At 60.6% G+C, this 17954-nt stretch carries 14 protein-coding genes, 1 tRNA gene and 1 pseudogene; 9 read left to right on the forward strand and 7 right to left on the reverse strand.

The annotated features are described in order from the left end of the window. Positions 1 to 6: 6 nt before the first annotated feature. Positions 7 to 744, reverse strand: a complete 738-nt coding sequence (locus ACYQ14_RS16755; protein WP_459889520.1) for a fumarylacetoacetate hydrolase family protein — start codon at positions 742 to 744, stop codon at positions 7 to 9. A 672-nt stretch (positions 745 to 1416) separates the two neighbouring features. Here ACYQ14_RS16755 and ACYQ14_RS16760 point away from each other — a divergent pair. Then, a complete protein-coding gene (locus tag ACYQ14_RS16760) occupies positions 1417 to 3669 on the forward strand; it encodes a PQQ-dependent sugar dehydrogenase (protein WP_459889522.1) in 2253 nt (750 codons plus the stop codon). A 44-nt stretch (positions 3670 to 3713) separates the two neighbouring features. Here ACYQ14_RS16760 and ACYQ14_RS16765 read toward each other — a convergent pair whose 3' ends face one another. Then, positions 3714 to 4562, reverse strand: coding sequence for a sugar phosphate isomerase/epimerase family protein (locus ACYQ14_RS16765; RefSeq protein WP_459889524.1), 849 nt, complete (start codon positions 4560 to 4562; stop codon positions 3714 to 3716). Between the two features lie 257 nt (positions 4563 to 4819). Here ACYQ14_RS16765 and ACYQ14_RS16770 point away from each other — a divergent pair, with 257 nt between their 5' ends. Continuing rightward, positions 4820 to 7123: a PQQ-dependent sugar dehydrogenase gene (locus ACYQ14_RS16770; RefSeq protein WP_459889526.1), complete on the forward strand. Its 2304-nt coding sequence runs from the start codon at positions 4820 to 4822 to the stop codon at positions 7121 to 7123. A gap of 81 nt (positions 7124 to 7204) precedes the next feature. On the opposite strand, the pseudogene ACYQ14_RS16775 reads toward ACYQ14_RS16770, so the two are convergent. Beyond that, positions 7205 to 7447: pseudogene (locus tag ACYQ14_RS16775) on the reverse strand (UbiA family prenyltransferase); the annotation flags it as partial. A gap of 193 nt (positions 7448 to 7640) precedes the next feature. Here ACYQ14_RS16775 and ACYQ14_RS16780 point away from each other — a divergent pair. Both ACYQ14_RS16780 and ACYQ14_RS16785 read left to right on the forward strand, forming a co-directional pair. Continuing rightward, positions 7641 to 7715: transfer RNA gene (locus ACYQ14_RS16780), tRNA-Glu, on the forward strand. Between the two features lie 577 nt (positions 7716 to 8292). Further along, positions 8293 to 8562: a PadR family transcriptional regulator gene (locus tag ACYQ14_RS16785; protein WP_283835471.1), complete on the forward strand. Its 270-nt coding sequence runs from the start codon at positions 8293 to 8295 to the stop codon at positions 8560 to 8562. A 128-nt stretch (positions 8563 to 8690) separates the two neighbouring features. Here ACYQ14_RS16785 and ACYQ14_RS16790 read toward each other — a convergent pair whose 3' ends face one another. Continuing rightward, complete coding sequence (locus ACYQ14_RS16790) at positions 8691 to 10712, reverse strand: PAS domain-containing sensor histidine kinase (protein ID WP_459889528.1); 2022 nt, start codon at positions 10710 to 10712, stop codon at positions 8691 to 8693. Between the two features lie 152 nt (positions 10713 to 10864). Between ACYQ14_RS16790 and ACYQ14_RS16795 the strand changes: the two genes are divergently transcribed. Next, a complete protein-coding gene (locus ACYQ14_RS16795) occupies positions 10865 to 11092 on the forward strand; it encodes a DUF5795 family protein (RefSeq protein ID WP_459889530.1) in 228 nt (75 codons plus the stop codon). Between the two features lie 68 nt (positions 11093 to 11160). Here the strand turns inward: ACYQ14_RS16795 and ACYQ14_RS16800 are convergent, their stop codons facing one another. After that, positions 11161 to 11997: a UbiA family prenyltransferase gene (locus ACYQ14_RS16800; RefSeq protein ID WP_459890108.1), complete on the reverse strand. Its 837-nt coding sequence runs from the start codon at positions 11995 to 11997 to the stop codon at positions 11161 to 11163. 417 nt (positions 11998 to 12414) lie between these two features. On the opposite strand from ACYQ14_RS16800, the gene sucC reads away from it, so the two are divergent. Together sucC and sucD are read left to right on the forward strand one after the other, a co-directional pair. Further along, a complete protein-coding gene (sucC, locus tag ACYQ14_RS16805) occupies positions 12415 to 13566 on the forward strand; it encodes an ADP-forming succinate--CoA ligase subunit beta (protein WP_459889532.1) in 1152 nt (383 codons plus the stop codon). Further along, positions 13563 to 14432 (forward strand): succinate--CoA ligase subunit alpha, encoded by an 870-nt coding sequence (sucD, locus tag ACYQ14_RS16810; RefSeq protein WP_459889534.1) that lies wholly within the window; start codon positions 13563 to 13565, stop codon positions 14430 to 14432. Before sucC ends, sucD begins: the two co-directional genes overlap by 4 nt. Before the next feature lie 110 nt (positions 14433 to 14542). Here the strand turns inward: sucD and ACYQ14_RS16815 are convergent, their stop codons facing one another. Beyond that, positions 14543 to 15034, reverse strand: a complete 492-nt coding sequence (locus ACYQ14_RS16815) for a pyridoxamine 5'-phosphate oxidase family protein (RefSeq protein ID WP_459889536.1) — start codon at positions 15032 to 15034, stop codon at positions 14543 to 14545. 168 nt (positions 15035 to 15202) lie between these two features. Between ACYQ14_RS16815 and bioB the strand changes: the two genes are divergently transcribed. Together bioB and bioU are read left to right on the forward strand one after the other, a co-directional pair. Beyond that, complete coding sequence (gene bioB, locus ACYQ14_RS16820; RefSeq protein ID WP_459889538.1) at positions 15203 to 16369, forward strand: biotin synthase BioB; 1167 nt, start codon at positions 15203 to 15205, stop codon at positions 16367 to 16369. A 30-nt stretch (positions 16370 to 16399) separates the two neighbouring features. Then, positions 16400 to 17494 carry a (S)-8-amino-7-oxononanoate synthase BioU gene (gene bioU / locus ACYQ14_RS16825; protein WP_459889540.1) on the forward strand — a complete coding sequence of 365 codons (1095 nt, stop codon included), beginning with the start codon at positions 16400 to 16402 and terminating at the stop codon, positions 17492 to 17494. 77 nt (positions 17495 to 17571) lie between these two features. Here bioU and ACYQ14_RS16830 read toward each other — a convergent pair whose 3' ends face one another. Further along, positions 17572 to 17745: a DUF1059 domain-containing protein gene (locus tag ACYQ14_RS16830; protein WP_283835462.1), complete on the reverse strand. Its 174-nt coding sequence runs from the start codon at positions 17743 to 17745 to the stop codon at positions 17572 to 17574. Between the last annotated feature and the right edge of the window lie 209 nt (positions 17746 to 17954).

Below are 17954 nucleotides of genomic sequence, written 5' to 3' on the forward strand. Positions count from 1 at the left end.
TCCGGCTCAGGGAATTCGAACCGAGTGCGAGAGCGTTCCGACGCCTTCGACTTCGATTTCGACCTCGTCGCCGTCCGAGAGCGCGCCGACGCCCTCCGGTGTTCCGGTCGCGATCACATCGCCTTCCTCGAGCGTCTGGTAGGTCGTGATTTCGGCGATTAGCTCCGGAATCGGGAAGATGAGCTGATCGAGCGAGCCGTCCTGTTTCAACTCTCCGTTGACTCGCGATTGAACCGACGCGTCGTCGGGCACCTCGTCCGGCGTCGCGAGAACCGGTCCGATCGGGGCGGCTCCGTCGAAGGCCTTGCCCCGGACCCAGTTGCGCTCTTCGGACTGATCGTCTCGGTTCGAGAGGTCGTTGACGCAGGTGAACCCTGCGACGACATCCATGGCGTCGGATACCGGGACGTGCCGGCACTGCTCGCCGATGACGACTCCCAGTTCGGCCTCGTGGTCGATCCGGTCTTTTCCCGCCGGGACGGTGACGGTGTCACCGTGGCTCGAGACCGTGTTCGGCGGCTTCAAGAAGAGCATCGGACGATCCGGGAGATCCGATCCCATCTCGTCGGCGTGGTCGGCGTAGTTGCGTCCGATGCAGACGATCTTCGAGGGCTCCGTCGGCGGGAGCACGTCGATTTCGTCGCCGTCGAAATCGTAACTCTCGTTCGCGAAGTGGACGGTTCCGTTCTCGAGTTCGCCTCTTCGAACCGCACCGGCCGGGTCGCGGAATCGGACGTATTTCATACGCTGAGGTTCGGCGTAGGGATAGAAAAACGTTGAGAAGCCGGACGTTCGTCGAGACTTGATTCGGAGTGGTAATTGACGGGACCAGAGCAGGGGCCGAGGATACGTCTCGCGAACGTTGCGAGACGTGCGACCCACCGGAAGAGCGCGCTCTTCCGACCTCGTACTCGCTTCGCTCGCGCGAACGAGGACAGGCCTGCGTTGGATGTTGTGGTGTGGCCTGGCGGAGAAGGGGCGAACCCGCTGGCGCTTGCTTGGGCACCACAGCGAACTGAGAACTTTCGTCATCATTGCGGTCTCTCGAGTGATCAGAACGCAGTTTCGATTCGCGTTTCGATACCCCTCGAGAACCGGCGTAAGAATCCTCCTCGACCGGAGTATGCACCGCCTGACGATCACTCAATCCGGACGTGCGAGACGAAAACCAGCCGTTAAATCGGTGAAGTGTCCACAGCGACGCTGTTACTCGCGAAATCGTTGTCGTATCTTATTGGCCTCCCCGGAGACTGCGCGCGTAGGACGGGTGGACTCGCGGCGGGAGCCGGGCAATCGAATCAGGGCGCGACAACGATTTCACGATTGCTCCGGATCCGACTGCACGAACGCGATTCCAGTTCGACGCGCGGCTGTTTCAGTTGTCTGCGTCGCCCGTCCACCACTTCACGAGAGACCATGAATCCACCAACCGAACGCACCAACAGCGAGCACGCCAGGAGCACGGCACAGACGCGACGAACAGTTCTTTCGGCGTTGGCAGCCTCCGGAGCCGCGGCCGGCCTCGGAACCGTCGTCAGCGCGCAGGAAGCCGAGGCCGAACAGATTGTCCTTCTCGGGCCGACGCCGGGATGGATCGGCGTCGAACCCGACGAGATCGAGGACGAGGAGAACCCGACCCTCGAGCTAGAGGCGGGCCAGACATACGAGGTGACGTGGGAGAACAGCGACGGCTTGCCCCACAACTTCGCCATCCTCTCGGCGGACGGCGAACAACTCGTTCGCAGCGAGATCACCGAAGAGACTGGCGAGGTACAGACCGTCGAGTTCGAGGCCACCGAGGAGATGGCCGAGTACTACTGCGAGATGCATCCGGATACGATGCGCGGCGACCTCGTCATCGGTGACGCACAACCGGAAGACGAGGATCCGGAACCGCTCGAGGACATTCCCGTCGCCGGAAATTTCCCCGAGGGCGAACGCATCGGCCTCCAAAAGGTCGCGGAGGATCTCCCCGGCTTGACCGGCATGGAGTACATCGAGGGCGACGAAGAAAACCGGAACTTCATCGTCACACAGACCGGTCAGGTCTATATCCACTACGAGGACGAAGCGGCGGTCGACGACGACCTCGACGACGAAGCGGAAGACGACGTCGAGATGGACGACGAGGAAGACGAGTACGAAACGGACGACGATCTCGAGGAAGACGCCGACGAAGAACCTCGAGATCCTGATGAGGACGAAGAACCGGTCTTCGAAGACGACGAGGACGACGAAATCGACGACGAGACGGACCCAGAGGTCGGGACGCCGGATGACATGGAGCTGTTCATCGACCTCAGCGACCGCATCGTCGATCTCGGTATCCTCGATCTGCAGGACTACGACGAGCGCGGACTCCTCGGGCTGGCGTTCCACCCCGACTTTCAGGAGAACGGCCAGTTCTACGTCCGATACAGCGGCGAACTGCGCGAGGGGACGCCGGAGGACTACGATCACACCGACGTCCTCGCGGAGTTTCAGGTGAACGACGACGGCGAGGCAGACCCCGACTCCGAGCGGATCCTGATGGAGATCCCACAGCCCCAGGACAACCACAACGGGGGCGCACTCGAGTTCGGCCCCGAAGGCTACCTCTACGTCGCGATCGGCGACGGCGGCAACGTCCACGATATCGGACTCGGCCACGTCGAGGACTGGTACCCCGAAAACGAGGGCGGCAACGGACAGGATACCCAGGAGAACCTCCTCGGCGGGATTCTCCGTATCGACGTCGACGCGGAGACCGAGGCCGAAGCGAACGGACCGGACGACGGTGCGTACGGCATCCCCGACGACAACCCGCTCGTCGAACTCGACGATCAACTCGACGAGTACTACGCGTGGGGCTTCCGGAACCCGTGGGGAATGACGATCCAGGACGACGGCACGATATTCGTCGCCGACGCCGGCCAGCACCTGATCGAATCGGTTTACATCGTCGAGTACGGCGGCAACTACGGCTGGAACGTCAAGGAGGGATCGATCTGTTTCAGTCCCGAAACGCCGATCGACCCGCCCGCAGAGTGTCCCGATGAGACGCCAGAGGACGTTCGCGGCGGCGAACCGCTTCGGAACCCGATCGCGGAGTACCAACACCAGCGCGGCACGGAGGCGTTCATCGACAGTTCGGTCGTCGTCGGCGGCTACCGCTACGACGGCGAAGACATCCCCGAACTACAGGGTAAGTACGTCTTCGGCAACTGGAGCGCCGAAGGCGTCGTCGCCGCGGACGGCGAACTGTTGACCGTCACGCCGCCGGGCGACGAGGAACCCGAAGAAGTCGAACCCTTCCCGGAGCGCTGGGATCTCGAGGAGCTGGTGATCGAAAACGCCGAGAACGAGTCGCTCAACCGGTACGTCTACAACGTCATGCGCGACGAGGCCGGCGAGTTGTACGTCCTCACGAACTCGGACTACCGACCGGACGCCGAAACCGGAGAGATCTACAGAATCGTTCCCGAGGACGAGGGCGAAGATGTTCCGGCACCCGAAGACGCCGAAACGGTCGACGAGGACGCGATGCCCGACGAAGATGAAACGCCCGAGGAAGCCGACGACGAGACCCCCGAGGACGAGGAGATGCCCGACGATGAAGAAGTAGCCGAGCCGGACGACGACGCCGAAGACGACTACGAGGCAGACGACGGCAACGAGAGCGACTACTAACTGCCAGCCTCGCTCCGTTCCGCTGTCGGTCCCGTTCGACGTTGCTACACGTACTCCTTAAGCGCCGCATACGCCTCCTCGGCCGCCCGATTCGGTTCGTCGGGATAGGTGTACAGTTCGAGGGTGGCGAACCCGTCGTAGCCGACGTCGTCGAGCGCGTCGAAAATCGCGCGAAAGTCGAGGTCGCCCTCCCCGGGGATCCGGTGGTAGTGTTTCCCTCGTCTGCCGCCCACGATGTCCTCGAGGTGAATTCCCGTAATCGATCCGGCGCAGTCGTGGATGCTCTCGACGACGTCTTCGCCGTAGACGGCAGCGTGGCCGAGGTCGAGGTTAACGCCGAGGGACTCGCGGCCGACCTCCTCAATGAGCTCGAGCGTTTCTGCCGTGTTCTCGATCAGCAGCTCCGGTTCGAACTCAATACCTACCTCGACCCCGTTAGCCTCTGCATACTCGAGTATTTCCTCGAGGGACTCGAGGAGTAATGCCCGAGCGTCCTCTGGGAGTGTGCCGGGGAGCGGGCGACCCGTCGCGAGACAGACCGCCGGTGCGTCTACCGTACTCGCGAGGTCGATCGCTCGTTTGGTGTACTCGATGCGCCAGGTTCTCGCCTCCTCGTCGGCTCGGATGACGCTCGGTTCGAAAAACGACGACGGCGGCGCGTCGTCGTAGTATCCCATCGCCGTGTTGGCGTTGATATTCGAGACCGCGAGGTCGGTTTCCTCGAGCGCCTCGAGGAGCGACTCCCGGTCGGCGTCGGTAAAGTATGGAAAGTAGGCGTGGGGCTCGTCGCCGAGGATTTCGACGCCGTCGTAGCCGTACGCCCCGATGCGGCGAACCGCTTCGGGGAGGGGAAATCGCGTATAGGCGTTCGTCGAAAAAGCGAGATCGGTCATATCACCGGTACCACGGTGAGATACTAATTCGTTGGCCCGAAATCGCCTATTTCGTCGTGGAACGACAGTTCCGACCGGCGAACGTGGCCGAACCCACCACTGGGGCCCGATCCGTGGTCCGAACGAACGAAACTGCACAGCGAGCGGTAATAAGCGATGTATACCGTTCGAGCGGTTCCCGATCAGGGAAGTCTGCGTTTTCGTTCCAAAACGATGGCTCTGCTTATTCTGCCAGTTATCTATTGCTGATTGGCATCATGGCACAACGAAATAGCGATGCAAACAGTGAGAGCACGTGGGACGGCGTCCCGTTCGCCCCGACGCGGCGAACGGTGCTGAAATCCGCCGCGGCAACGGGCGTGGCCGCGTCGTTCACCACTATCGGAACGGCACAGGAGGGAGAAACGTTCGAACTCGACGGATTCTCCGAGGGCTGGGTAGGCCAGGCTCCCGACGAAATCGCCGAGGAGGAGAACCCAACACTCCAGCTCGAGGTGGGACAGACCTACGTCGTCGAGTGGACGAACGCCGACGGAACACCGCACGATTTCGTCATCTTGAATGCGGAGGGTGACGCGATCGACGGCACCGAAATCGTCACGGAGCAAGGAGAGGTCGTCACTTTCGAGTTCGAGGCGACCGAAGAGATGGCGGAGTATTATTGCTCGGTTCACCCGGCCGAGATGCGCGGCGACATCGAGCTGGCCGACGTCGAGGAACCCACCCCGGACGAGGAACCCGACGATGAGCTTCTCATCGAGAAGGGGCCGACGGTCGGCCTCGAGACCGTTGCAGAGGGACTCGACTCCCCGATAGATTTCCAGGTCGCGAACGAGGAAGCCGACCGGCGGTTCATCGTCGACCAGCCCGGACAGATCTACGTCCACGGCCCGGACGGCCTCGAGGACGAACCGTTCCTCGACATCGCGGATCGAGTCTCGATCGATGTCGATGACTTCGACGAACGCGGCTTGCTCGGTCTCGCGTTCCACCCCGACTTCCAGGAGAACGGGCGGTTCTACGTTCGATACAGCGGGTATCGTGGGACAGTAACGCCCGCATCCTACAGTCACACGTTCGTGGTCTCCGAGTTCCAGACCGGCGACGACCTCGAGACGGCCGATCCCGACTCCGAACGCCGACTGATGGAGGTTCCCCAGCCGCAGTTCAACCACAACGCCGGGCCGCTCGCGTTCGGCCCCGACGGCTATCTCTACGTCGCGATCGGCGACGGCGGCGACGGCGACGATACCGGACCGGGCCACCCGGAAGACTGGTACACCGAGAACGAAGGCGGGAGCGGACAGAACACTCGAGACACGCTCCTGGGCGGGATGCTCCGGATTGACGTCAACACCGAGGAGTTCGACAAGCCCTACGGCATCCCCGAGGACAACCCGCTCTACGAGATGGACCTCGAGGAGACGGAGGACGAAGAACCCGAAGAGGAAGAAGGCGTAGACGAGGAGGTCGACGAAGCTGATGCGGAACTCGAGGATGACGACGACGAACTCGAGGATAACGGGAACGGTCTCGAAGACGAGGACGACGAGGAAATCGAGGTAGACGAAAACGGCCGCGAGGATGAAGTCCAGGAAGAGACGACCGATGAGGAGGTCGAGGTAGACGAGAACGGTCGAGAAGAGGAAGTCGAAGAAGACGACGAGGAGGTCGAAGACGAACCCGAACTAACTGGCGAACCTGGGCACGCGGAGTACTACGCCTGGGGAATGCGCAACCCGTGGGGGATGTCGTTCACCGACGACGGCGAACTGCTTGCCGCCGACGTCGGACAGCTGCTGTTCGAAATCATCAACCACGTCGAGCGCGGCGGCAACTACGGCTGGAACGTCAAGGAAGGCGTTCACTGCTTCAGCACCGACAACCCCGGCGAGCCGCCCGAAGAGTGTCCCGACGAGACGCCCGAGGACGTACGCGGCGGCGAACCGTTGCTTGATCCCGTGATCGACTACCCGCAAGAGTACGACATCCAGAACATCGGTAGCGCCGTCGTCGGCGGTCGAATGTACACCGAAGGCGGCCTCGAGGACTTGCAGGACGGATACATCTTCGGCGACTGGAGCGAGAGCTTCGAGGAGCCGCTGGGCAAACTCTTCGTCTCGCACCCGCCCGACGGATGGCAAGACGGGGACCGGCCGACGGACGCCGGAGCCGAGTCCTTCGCCGATCAGGTTCCCGAAGGCACCGACCATCCGCTGTACGAGGAGGAACTCTGGGAGGACCTCTGGCCCGTCGAACAGCTTCGTATTGACGCCGACGACGACCTCGTCCGCGAGGAGGACGAACTCGATCGGTTCGTGCTCGCGTTCGGTCAAGACGCCGAGGGCGAGATATACGTCCTCACCACCGAGGAAAACTTCCCGAGCGGCGGCACCGGCGAAGTCCACCGTCTCGTTCCAGCCGACGAAGACCCGGCGGAACCGGTCGACGAAGCGCCGGACGACGAAATGGACCCCGACGACGAACCCGAAGCGCCAGATGACGAAGATCCGGTCGACGAACCCGAAGCGCCGGAGGAGGATCCCGAAACGGGAGCGTAAAACGGCGTACCTAAACGCACAACGACGGAATCCACATATTATTTTTTGCGGACCTGACGCGATAGTGGCCTTCGAGTGGCATCAAGTAACGTCGAACACTCGAGACAGGCCGATGCCCGGAACCAGAAAGACTGCAACCGCCAGCGCCCACTCGAGCCCGGCGGCGGCGGCAAACGCCGCGTCGAGGAGCACGAGGCCGAGGATGCACGCGCCGACGGCCGGCCCAATCGTCGACGGGGCCGGATCCGTGTACGCGCGTCGGAGCGGCCCTCCGACTCACCAGTAGAAGCCTCCGGCGAATACGATGGCTGTCGCGGTCTCGAGGAGGACGCCCTCCCGCGTTTCGTCGAGGGGTGATGGTGTGTGACTCGCGGCGTTCGGCCTCGGACGAACGCCCGGTGCGTCACTCCCTCCCATTGGAGGAGCGGAACGGAACGCTTTTTACTAGCCCCCGGCAACGATTGGGTGTAGCTTCACGAGGCCGCACCGAACGACGGTACGGTGACGAAGCGACAGAGCTCCGTTGGTGTAGTCCGGCCAATCATTTCGGCCTTTCGAGCCGATGACCAGGGTTCAAATCCCTGACGGAGCACTCTTCTGAACGAACGAAGTGAGTGAACGAAGGAAGCGTACGCTCTGGGATTTGAAGTAAACCGAGGTTCTGCGAGCGGAGCGAGCAGGTTCTCGGGAGTGGTTCAAATCCCTGACGGAGCATTTTTCGACGAACAAATTCGTGAATCGGTACTGTGACATAGGATTTGAATGAGACCAGTCACGCGGAGCGGGCGGTGAAACTTGAACCACCTGATTCCGAGACGATTCACATCCCGTTGCAGTGTTGATTGTACAGGTCAGTTCCCCTACGTTATTCCTTCGAACCAGTTTCGGAACGGACTGTATGACCACGACACGAATCGTCGGCCCCTAAGCACGGGCTATCCCACGCACCTGCGGAGTAGAGTGTACCTAACCGGGGTTGACAGTAATGGAGGAAGCAACGAACTGGCCCACAGATCGATAATATGGATGCGCCGAGATGGGATTCAATCACACAGTCACTGTCAGCGTAGATTACCCGTTGATGTGCTGTGCTTAACAACTCGAACGATTCCCTACGATCCCGTACGAAAATAATAACAAATACTAGATCAGTGGCAGGGATTCGTGGAATGAACGATCTCACCGGGTTTCAACGAGACTTGTTGTACGTAATCGCCGGCGCCGATCAACCGTCAGGCCAGGATATCAAAGAGGAAATCGAGAAGTATTACAGTTCAGACATTAACCATGGTCGATTGTATCCGAATCTCGATACGATCGTCAATAAAGAACTCGTCGAGAAAGGGCAACTCGATAGGCGAACGAACTACTACGCCATTACAGACGCTGGCGAACAGGAGATAACCGAGCGCCGCGAGTGGGAATCGCAATTCATGTGAGAGATCGTTCCAGTCGGTGATAGCCCACTCGCCGATCGGTCTTCCCACCGGTAGTCCCGTTAGTGAGTGGAGTCTCTGGATAATCCTCTGGTGTGCCAATCTAGTCGGCCCTGTACGAATGCGTTCCGTCAGTCGTCCCGCTTTGGAATCGTAACGGAGAACGTTGACCCGGTTCCCGAAACGGATTCGACTCGAATGTCCCCGCCGTGGCGGTCGGCGATCTTTTGACAAAGTGAGAGGCCGATACCCGTTCCCGAAAACTCCGCATGCGAGTGAAGTCGCTCGAAAATATCGAACACTTGATCGACGTGTTCGTCACTAATACCGATCCCGTTATCGTCGATCGATATCCGCCACGCCGTCGATCGTTCCGAAGCCGTGATCTCGATGCGGACCGGCTGTTCGTCCTGATAGGTCATGGCGTTCGAAAGCAGGTTCTGAAAGAGCGCCTCGAGTTGTTTTTCGTCCCCGACGACCGTCGGAAGCGGTTCGACGACCATCTCCGCATCGGTTTCTTCGATTTGTACCGTGAGGTTCGTCCGAATCCGATCGATGACCTCGTCGAGATCGACGGCTTCGAACGGGTCACCGCGCGTCTCCACGCGGGAGTACTCGAGGAGTCCGTCGATCATGCCTTGCATTCGTTCCGCGCCGTCGACGGCGAACTCGATGAACTCGAGCGCCTCTTCGTCCAGTTCGTTCTCGTATCTCGACTCGAGAAGCGTGAGATAGCTCGAGACCATGCGAAGCGGCTCCTGAAGGTCGTGAGACGCGACGGAGGCGAACTGTTCGAGTCGCTCGTTCGACGCCGCGAGCTCGTCGACGGTTTCGTTGAGCCGGTGCTCGTACTCGGCGCGTTCGATTGCCGACGCGAGAATCGTCGCGACGCTCTGGACGAAATTGATGACGTGGTGGGTAAACCTCCGAGGTGCCGTATCGTGGACGCCGAAGACGCCCCACGGATCGTCAGACGGGCCGATTACGACGGTTATTCCGCTTCGAATGTCGTGATCGGAAAGCAAGGAGTTGTCATCGAACCGATCCTCCTCTTCGAGGTCCTCGACGATGATTGGCCGAGCAGTATCCAGCGTGTAGCCCGCCTGTGAATCGGCGGGAAGAGGAGAGAGCGTTTCGCTTCCGACGAGGCCGTCGTCCCAGCCGGCTCCGTCGCGAAGCACTAGCGTGTCACTGTCTGTATCTAACTCGAGGACTTCACAGTGAGACGTGTCGAGTGCCGCCGTAACGAGGTCGACGGTTTTCTCGAACAACTGGTCGAGTTCCGAGGACTCGAGGGCTCGCTGGCCGAGCAAGGCAACCGTTTCCTGTTGGACCGCTTTCGCCGAGAGTTCGCGTTCCGCCCGCTTGCGATCCGAAACGTCTCGAAAGAGGCCGACGAAGTACCGATCCCCGTCGTACGTAAAGTCGTTTAGCGAGATACCGAGCGGAATCTCGTAGTCGTCTTTGTGCTGGCCGGGCAGTTCGACGTACGTCCAGTTGATATGTTTTTCACCGGTCTCGAGGTATCGACTGAGCGCCGTGAGGTGATTCTCGCGGAGACGTTCCGGAATGATCTCGACCTTGCTGGCACCGACGAGCTCTTCGGGTGTGTACCCCAGAATCCGTTCGACCGCCGGGTTCGCGTACTGCAACACGCTGTCCGAATCGAGGACGATGATTCCGTCAGGCAAGGCTTCCGCCAGCGCCGCGAACGTCTCGCCGGACGCGAGTTCGGTCTGGGACGGCGAACCGGTCTTTCCCTGGCGTTCCGTGATTGCACCGAGGACCGCTGGGCGACCGCCTTCGGTCGTGCTATCTACCCGACGGAGAGAGAGGGTACACGGAAAGACACCGTCGACCGTCTCGAGTCTAACCGTCGTCGTTACCGACTCCCGAAATTCGGAGACGAGTTCGTCAATCGTCTGTCGGCCGGTAAAATCGCCGTTTTTAACGAGGGAGGTGAACGGATTCCCGACCAGTTCGCTCGCTGTCTCTCCGACCATCGAACAGAACTGACGGTTGACCGTTGCGATCGTTCCGTGCTCTGTCAACTGGAAGCTGGCGACATCGATATCCGAGAGAAGCCCTTCGATAACGGCGCTCGGATAACCGGTTGTAGAACTATTATATGAATTGAAAGAACCCGGGCCCATTATCTAATCTCGAGCAGTAGCTGGCTTAAAAACTCCGATATGGAGCCATAATACATAGGACCATAATGATAATATTATTATATAGTTAGTGTCTCTGACGAATCGGTCGGGGCGTTGAAAAGCTTACGGGGTTTGCACACAGACGAGTGAGCATGACTGCAAATCGAGTCGTTCAGGGGCGAATGGTCAACGCGCAAAAACTGGCGGAACTGATCGAGGACGACTCCGTGATGGAAACCGATTCCATCGAAGAGGCGGACCGCTCCTGTCCGGAATGCGGGGAAAACGTCCTGAAAGTCGGCTACATGCCCTCGGTCACGGAGTTCGTGACCGGCTGGAAGTGCCAGGAGTGTGACTGGAGCAACACCGACAGGGACTGATCGAGTCGACTGTCGAACACATTAACCTCGGGCGCTCTCGTCGAGGTAGCACTCGTAGAACGGGACACTCACCAGACCAGAATGTCTAGAACGAGCACGCAACAGACGAGAACAATCTGTTCGCCGTCGACGACGAACCCGTAAAAGAGCGGCCCTCGATCGCGGGTTGCAAACGGAATGTAGCCGCCCACGTAGGCGTTAAAGGCCAACAATACGAGAAACGTCGAGGGGATCAAAGCGGCGAGCGCGGCGACGAGAACGCTCGAGGCGATAGCGACGTTCAATCCCTGTGAGATGAGTCGAGTTCGCTCCGGGTTGAACACGACCGGAACCGTTCTGATCCCTTCCTCTCGATCGCCCTCGATGTCCTTGATGTCGAAGATGATGGCCGCGACCGTTAACATAGCGGTCACGTAACCGGCGAGAAAGAGAAGCTCGGGTTCCTCGAGGACCTCGTAGTAGACGCCAACGCCGAGCGGAATGAGTCCCCAGGCGAGGCCGACGGTCAGGTTTTTCACGAGGAAGACTTTCTTGAGCCGAAAGTGCGAGTACGCGATTGCGACGAGCAACGGGATGACCATGTATCCGGCACCCGGGAGATCGAGGACGACCGCGACGCCGATTGCGACGAGGTAGAGTCCGACCCCGAGCGTTAACAGGAGCCGTCCGTACCGTTTCGTAAACGCCGCGCGATCGGGGACGTTGCGTTCGTCCTCCTCGAGATCGGTGAATCGGTTCAGGCTGTAGACGAACATGGTCGCGGCGAAGACGATGAACAACGGGATCGGATCGATCCGCAGGTCCAACAGGACCATCGTAACGAGTGCGATGCTCGTCGCAGAAAGCGAGATGTGAACGTTGCTGTGGACCAGCAAGAGCGCGAGTGCTTTCGGCTCGGAAAGAATCGAACCGAACCGCTCGAACGCCGTAGAGCGCGTCACGTTCTCGAGTAGATGCCGGTGAGGAGAACTGATTAATGCTGGGGTGATGGCAGGCTCGAGGCGGCCTATTTTCGTTCGGGGGTGTCCGATGATCGGGGACTAATTGTAGTGCGCTCCCAGTCGGCGCCAAACGCAAAATTGGCCGGTTTCGAGACAATTCGTGTCCAATGATAACAGGAATCTTCCGCAGGATCGTCCTCCCTCATAAATCCAAAAACGTGGTTCACACAATCAGATGATTGGAATTTTTTAGAATATCTCGGCGTGGGACCGATGGTATTGGCCTAATATAAACTTACGTGGGTGCGTGACAGGGCAACGGCTCTCGCGAGTGGAAACTGCCATGATTTAAGCGACGTGGGAACAGCCGTTCGAATGGATATGAAGCTACACGAGTATCAGGCGAAGCAAGTCTTCGCCGACGCCGGGGTCCCGACGCCGGAGTCGAAGCTCGCCTCCGACGTCGACGGCGTCGTCGCCGCGGCCGAGGAGATTGGATACCCAGTCGCGGTCAAAGCGCAGGTACAGGTCGGTGGCCGCGGGAAGGCAGGGGGAATCAAGCTCGTCGACGACGAGCAGGAAGCCCGCGAGGCTGCCGACTCGATCCTCGGAATGGATCTCAAGGGCTACCACGTCGACCGCGTCCTCGTCGAGGAGGCAGTCGACTTCACGAACGAACTCTACGTCGGCATCACGATGGACCGGGGCGAGGGCAAACCCGTCGCGATGGTTTCGACGAAAGGCGGCGTCGATATCGAGGCAGTCGCTGAGGAAACGCCGGAAGCAATCGCGCGCGAACACATCGACCCCTCGTTCGGGATGCATCCCTACCAGGCCCGGAAGGCGGTCTACGACGCAGGTGTCGATAGTGAGATTGCACGGGACGTCTCGAGCGTTCTTACCACCCTCTACCAGCTCTGGTCGGACCGGGACGGTGCCGACGCGGAGATCAACCCGCTGATGGTCACCAGCGACAACGACGTCATCGCGGCCGACGCCGTGATGAACATCGACGAGGACGCGCTGTTCCGCCAGCCCGAACTCGCCGAGATGGAAGACGAGGCAGCAAGTGGCGACGAACTCGAGCAGAAAGCCGACGAGTACAATTTCGACTACGTTCGACTTGAGGGCAACACGGGGATCATCGGCAACGGTGCCGGCCTCGTGATGACCACACTCGACCTCGTGGATCATTACGGCGGTGAGCCCGCCAACTTCCTCGACGTCGGTGGTGGCGCGAAAGCGGACCGGATCGCGAACGCGCTGGACATGGTGTTCTCCGACGAGAACGTCGATTCGGTCGTGTTCAACATCTTCGGGGGCATCACCCGTGGCGACGAGGTCGCCAAGGGGATCAACGAAGCCCTAGAGCAGTTCGACGAGATTCCGAAGCCGGTCGTCGTTCGACTGGCCGGGACCAACTGGGAGGAAGGCATGGAAATTCTCAACGAAGACCTCGTGACGGTCGAGCAGACCCTCGAGGACGCGGTTCAGCGTGCCGTCGAGTACGCTGATGAGGTGAACGAACAATGAGCGTATTAGTCGACGACGACACGCGCGTGGTGGTACAGGGCATCACCGGCGGGGAAGGCAAGTTCCACGCCGAACAGATGATGGAGTACGGTACGAACGTCGTGGCCGGTGCGGTTCCCGGCAAAGGCGGACAAGAAGTCGCCGGCGTCCCCGTCTACGACACCGTTGACGAAGCCGTCGAAGCGGAGAACGCTGACACGTCGGTCATTTTCGTCCCGCCGGCGTTCGCCGGCGACGCAATCTTCGAATCGCTCGATACGAACCTCGACCTCGCGGTCGCGATCACCGAAGGAATCCCGACCCAGGACATGGCTCGAGTGAACAAGCGACTCACCGAGACCGACACCCGACTCATCGGCCCGAACTGTCCCGGTCTCATCACCCCCGGCGAGGCCAAACTCGGCATTCTGCCGGGCAACATCTTCGCCTCGGGCGACGTCGGACTCGTCTCCCGTTCGGGGACGCTAACCTACCAGGTCGTCGATAGCCTCACCAACCGCGGTATCGGCCAGACCACCGCGATCGGCATCGGCGGCGACCCGATCATCGGCACCGACTTCGTCGACGCCCTCGAACTCTTCGAGAACGATCCGGACACGAAGGCAATCGCCATGTGCGGCGAGATCGGCGGCGAGGACGAGGAAGAAGCCGCGGCCTACATCGACGAGCACGTCGACACGCCCGTCGCCGGCTTCATCGCTGGCCGAACGGCCCCGCCAGGAAAACGCATGGGCCACGCCGGTGCGATCGTTTCGGGCTCCGGAACCGGCACCGCAGAGAGCAAGATCAACGCGCTCAACGACGCCGGCGTTCCGGTCGGCGACACGCCCGAGGAAGTCGCAGATCACGTCGAGAGCTTCCTCTAGTAGTCCGGACGCTCTTTGGAACTGGCGGTATTTTTTGCTCCGCAGTCACTCAACGAGCGAGACTGATGCGTTCGAACGGGGGTGAAATTGCCCCCATCTGCGACGAACACCTAGTTCTTCGCTGTCCGACGATTCTCCACGTCGCGCATGCGATCGCCGAAATCCCAGCCGTAGATCGCGTCGGGTTCGATGGTGATCGTGACCTCGTCGCGCTCGTCGCGAAGCAGGTTTCGTGCGAGCCTCGAGTCCATCCCGCCGAGGTAACGCCCGATGAGCGACCGGAGGACCTCTTTCTCCGGATCGGACTCGACGGTTGCGGTTCCGTGTCCGCGGACGCCCGTGTACGGAGGGTGATTCGTCGAAATCTCGAAGGAGACTTCGGGAGTTTCGGTGACGTACGTAACCACCTTCGCCTCCGAACCGGTCGCACACTCGAGGACCCACTCCTCGTGGGGATCGTCGCCGACCGCTCGAGAGCGATACCACATCGAGAGCATCCATGGAGCTCCCGACGGCGTTTGACACCCGATTCGAATCGGTACCGTTTCCTCCGAGAGAAACGTCGCTATCGCGTCGTTCGAGAGGTTTCCACGGACGTTCATACTTATCCGGATGCGGACAGCCAGTATAGTACCACACCCTCAAAAAGTAGGCCGACACCGCCGACTCGCTCGTCCACACGCGCAACCGAAACTTGAGGCCACCGACCAACCGTTCCTCGAGAGCGACTGTCCCCAAGAATTATATTACCGTTAACCGACCTAGGATTCGTGGTTTACGAGACGCAGAATCAGACGATCGACGACGCACTCGAGCGGGTGTTCGCCGGCGAACGCCTCGATCGAACCGACGGACTGGCGCTGATCGCCCAGCCGGTCGAGCCGCTCGCGGAGGCAGGGGCCGCCGTCCGGGATCGCTTCGGCGACGGCACCGTCGATTCCTGCTCGATCGTCAACGCGAAGGCGGGCAACTGTGCGGAAGACTGTGGCTTTTGCGCGCAGTCGGTCCACTTCGACACCGGCATCGATACCTACGACTTCCTCGGCCCGGAGAAGATCCTCGAGGCCGCCAAACGCGCCGAGCGCGACGGTGCACAGCGGTTCGGGATTGTCGTCGCCGAACGCGGCGTCTCGAAGGAGCACCGCCCCGAGGAGTGGGGGGAGGTCATAGAGTCGATACGCGCCGTTCGCGACGAGTGTGCCCTCGAGGTCGACGCCTCGCTGGGAATTCTCACCCCCGAAGAGGCCGAGATCCTCGCCGAAGAGGGGATCAATCACTACAATCACAACATCGAGACCTCGCCGCGATACTTCCCCGAGATCATCGATTCGCACAGCTTCGAGGAACGGGTACACACCCTCGAGGTCGCCAAGGAAGCGGGGATGGACCTCTGTGCGGGAGTCATCCTCGGGATGGGCGAAACCCCAACAGATCGCGTCGACGCGGCGATCTCGCTCCAGGAAATTGGCATCTCCTCGCTCCCGGTCAACGTGCTCAACCCCGTCGCGGGGACCCCGCTGGCCGAGCAGGGCGTCGAGATCAGCACGGAGGAGATCATCAAAACCGTCGCGGTCTACAAGCTGCTCCACCCCGAGTCCCGGGTTCGACTCACGGGCGGGCGCGAGGTCAATCTCGAGCCCGAGGAACAACACCTGCCCCTCGAGGCCGGTGCGGACGGCCTGCTCACCGGCGATTATCTGACCACCGAGGGACAGTCGGCCGGCGAGGATATCGAAATCATCGAGCGGGCGGGACTCGAGCCGAATCAGTCCGTCAACGAGTTCGATCCGGCGGAAGTGAAAGCTCGAGAGCGGCGGGCGACCGAGGAATCCGTCGGTGAGACGGCGGCAGGGACGGCCACCGAGACGGCGGCGGGAACGGCCGCGAGCGCGACGACCGACGCGGACGCGAGGAACGCAGAATCGAGCGACGACTAAGAGGCGACCGACCACACAACATACTCAACGATGAACGACACGACGTTTGCGGTGCTCGGAACGGGAGGAATCGGCCGACGAACGCTCGAGGTGAGCCAGCACAAAGACGGACTTACGCCGGTCGCGGCGTGTGATCGTCACGGCGTCGCGATCGACTTCGACGGGTTAGACGTCGACGAACTGCTCGAGGCGACGGAGGGGAACATCGACAGCGGGCCACAGAGTACTACTTCTCGAGACGACGACCCGCGAGACGAGACCCTCGAAACCGACGGCGGGGCAACCGCCACTCCCGGCGTCAAACAACACGGCGAGAACGCGGGCGTCGTCGCATCCGAGCAGGCCCGCCCCTCGGAGGATTCGATCCAGGATATCATCGACCACGGCGACGGCATCGACGCCGTCCTGCTCGCGCTGCCGAACTACGAACACGACTTCATCCCGCGGGTCGCCGATCGGTTCCTCGAGGGCGGGTACTCCGGCGTCATGGTCGACGTGCTCAAGCGTTCTCGAGTCATCGGAATGCTCGACGACCGTACAGAAGCATTTGAGGACGCCGGAATCACGTTCGTCTGCGGAGCGGGTGCAACGCCGGGGCTTCTCACCGGGGCAGCGGCGCTCGCCGCACAGTCGTTCGTCGAGATCGAGTCGGTCGACATCTGGTGGGGCGTCGGCCTGAAGTCAGGGTACGAAGACAATCGCGGAACGGTTCGCGAGGATATCGCCCATCTGCCGGAGTACGATATCGAGACTGCACGCGACCTCTCCGAGGCCGAAATCGAGGCGATCATCGACGATCACGACGGCGTTATCGAGTTTACGGATATGGAACACGCGGACGACGTCTTGCTCGAGCGCGCTGGGATCTGCGACGCCGAAGACGTCACCGTCGGCGGTATTCTCGATGTCGAACACGACGAGAAACCGACGACGACGACCGTCTCGGTGACCGGAACCACCTTCGATGGCGAGACGGGAACCAACACGTTCGAACTCGACGACGCCACGAGTATGGCGGCGAACGTCAACGGGCCGGCGATCGGCTACCTGAAGACGGGTGTTCGTCGAAACCGATCCGGTGAGTACGGCGTTTTCGGCCCGGCTGAACTGATGCCCGGGTTTTGATCGGGATTCAAGTAGCTGTTCAAAACCACTATAGCGAAGAGAGAAGAGAGACCTCGTGAACCGACTTCGGCCGGTCGTTAGACAACTTGTAGATGGTCCTCGTGAAGTTCCTCGTCCGAAAATTCCTGTCCGTGGACCTCCTCCATGTGTTTCTGAGCCAATTCGACCGCTTCCTCCTCGTTTTCCGACTGGATGATGAACCGGCACGTGTCCGATACCGACTCGCAATCGAGTTTGTGTGCTTTTGCCATCGGAATCACTCCCGCTCTTTCCGCGTAGAGCGCTGATTGGTACTTGTAGTGTGTTCACTGGTGCCAAGTACCAATAGACCTAGCACGAGCGATTACTTAATGATTGTCAACAGAATTATTTCACGTCCAGCTTAACGTGTTCATTGGCCGTAATAGATCCAGTTGGTTCTCGGCAGCTCTCTCGTCGTCTCCAATACGGAACGTCGAAG

It is taken from the genome of Halostagnicola bangensis (assembly GCF_054653435.1).